Below are 2593 nucleotides of genomic sequence, written 5' to 3' on the forward strand. Positions count from 1 at the left end.
GGTTTAGCAGGTGTGAAAATAGATGGTAAATGGGGTTCAATAGATAAAACAGGAAAAATAAGAATTGAGCCTAAATATGAGTATTTATACAGTTTTGAAAATGGGGTAGCTATGGTAGATCAACATCATAAGATTATAAATAAAGAAGACAAAACTATATTTGAATCTGAGAGTGGTGTATTTAGGATTTATAGATTAGATGAAGGCATGCTTTATATAGTTACTAATGAAGGAAACACTATAATTATAGATAAATATGGAAATGAAATCTCAAAAAAACCTTCTACTTAAAAAAGTAGAAGGTTTTAAAAAAATTTACACTATATAAACAGTTTTTAAAATCCATTTAAAGCAGGTGTCCATTGTTGTAAGAGTTCTTCAAATTTATAGATGATAGGGGATAAAGGCATTAATGCACTATATATTGCCCCAAGAGTCATTGTCACCCCTCCAGCTTCTATAATTATAATTAAACCTAAAATTGCAACAAGAGCTATTTCTGCTGTGATTAATCCTTTTTTAACATCATCTAAATCTATATTTATATCGAAAGTAGCTCTTACAAATAATGTTCTACCATTAAAATCAATAGGAAGAGAATCGATACCATAATGTTGTAAAACATCTTCTAATTCTGCAGCATACTGCATTTCAAATAGAGTAAAGGAAAATTTTTCATCGTCTAAATTAGGACGAGCAGCTACGAAGCTAATACCAGTTAAATCAACATCTTTAAGAAAGTTATCAGATATAATTCTTAAGTTTTTTAATTTTTCTAGCAAGTTATCTAAATCTTCTCCGCTACAAGTTACATTTGGTAAACTTAAGTTGTCTACTTGAAAATTTTTAATGTTAAGAGATCCTGCATTAATGTGATTAGCAGTGCTAGAATTATCTTTGTTTATTCCAGCTGAAAGAGTTAAAGATAAACATTTATTTATTTTATAAGTCTTCTCAAATTTAGTATCTAAGAAAAAATCTTTTTGCCAATAATCTTTTACATCAAGGAATGTATTGACAAATTGCATTATAAATGATTCGTCTATATGTTTATATATTGCTTCATTATACTTATTAGAATGTGGATTATTAGTATTTCCGCTATTATTAACATGTTTGCTATACTCTTTATTTATATGATTTATTGTAAATGGATCAGCTACTCCTAACTTTTCAGTTTCTTTGTAGTAACTTAAATAATTTTTTAAATATTTTTCTTGGAAAGATTTAACCGCTTTTTGTGTGGATTCTCCGTATTTATCATCGATTTTAATATTATAAAGTCCTAATTTATGAAGCTTTTCTTGTAAAACTTTTACTTTTGGATGTTTACAGTAGTTATAAAATTCAAGATTATTTTGTCTAAGTACTTTAGATATTGTTTTTATAGTACTTAATCGTGTTATTCCATCTACATAAATCCAATTATTTTTTTGGAAAGATTTAATTGCTTTTTCTGTGGAGTCTCCATATTTACCATCTGCTCCATATTTCCCTATATCATAACCTAAGGTTTTTAAATCTGTTTGTAATATTTCAACCCTAGGATCATAAGATAATTTTCTTTGAAGGTAAATACTTTCGGAAGGTGTTCCTGTAGTTACTGCGTATCCTCCTGACCATGCTGTTTCTGTACCATCAGATGCTATAGATTTTAAGTAAACTATATATTTCTGACCATATACTGGCATTTCAATTACAAAAGAATTACCTGTAGTTTCTTGTAGTTTATTTTTTTGAGAATCTCCTAGTATTGTTTTTACTGAATCTTTACCTTTGTTGAATGTTATTGTTATAGTTCTTTCGTTTGAACTAAATTTAACATTACTAGGCATTTGAGCATTTGTAACTGGAATATTGATACTATTTGTTCTGACTTTATCTACATCCGATTTAAACTTAGCCCAGTTTTGATTATTTTCACCACAGAACAATTTAGGGCAGTCTTTATGAGTAAAATCATAATGTCTCAATAGGTCTGTTTGAGTATTTAAATTATACTTATCTAATAAATTGGCTGCAAGTCTAACTAATGTTGTGTATGTTTTTGAATTATAATTACCATTAGCATCTTCATGACACGACTCTACACCAATTGTCCAATCATTATGCATTCTTGAGCTTCCAGATTTAAATCTAGTGTTTGCTAAGTTAGTATATGAAGATCCTCCTGCATGAAAAGCACAGTTTTCTTCTTTAACAGCTTGAACAACTTCACCATTTAAGCCAACTATGTAGTGAGCAGAAGCAGATCTATCTGTATTAGCAAAATAATTTCTATTAGCTATAGCTGTTGATTTTGGATTTCCAATCCAGTGAATTACTATTGCTTTGATAGAATTTCCATGCTTTCTACTACGATAGTTTTTTGAAATTAGGTTAACATTAACTGTATAATTTGATTGATTTGGATTATATATATTATAGCCACCTATAGGAGGTTCTATTATTTCTCTATTTCTAAGAGCAGTATCAATAGCAGCTCTAGTGTCTTTACCAACGATACCATCAGCACTTAAACCGTGAGCACTTTGGAACTTAATAACGGCAGATTTTAAGCCATTACCAAATATACCGTCAATCCCATTAACAT

2 protein-coding genes are annotated in these 2593 nt (G+C 29.0%); one reads left to right on the top strand and one right to left on the bottom strand.

Going from position 1 to position 2593, the window contains the following annotated elements; translation table 11 throughout:
• A partial coding sequence (locus BUA77_RS13015) for a WG repeat-containing protein (protein ID WP_143151374.1) occupies window positions 1-291 on the top strand: 291 nt, incomplete at its 5' end.
• Window positions 292-335: 44 nt separating this feature from the next.
• Here BUA77_RS13015 and BUA77_RS13020 read toward each other — a convergent pair.
• The coding region (locus BUA77_RS13020; RefSeq protein ID WP_072890984.1) for a peptidoglycan-binding protein at window positions 336-2593 on the bottom strand (2258 nt) is incomplete at its 5' end.

Origin of the sequence: Tepidibacter formicigenes DSM 15518, from assembly GCF_900142235.1 — a bacterium.
Classification (GTDB): domain Bacteria; phylum Bacillota; class Clostridia; order Peptostreptococcales; family Peptostreptococcaceae; genus Tepidibacter; species Tepidibacter formicigenes.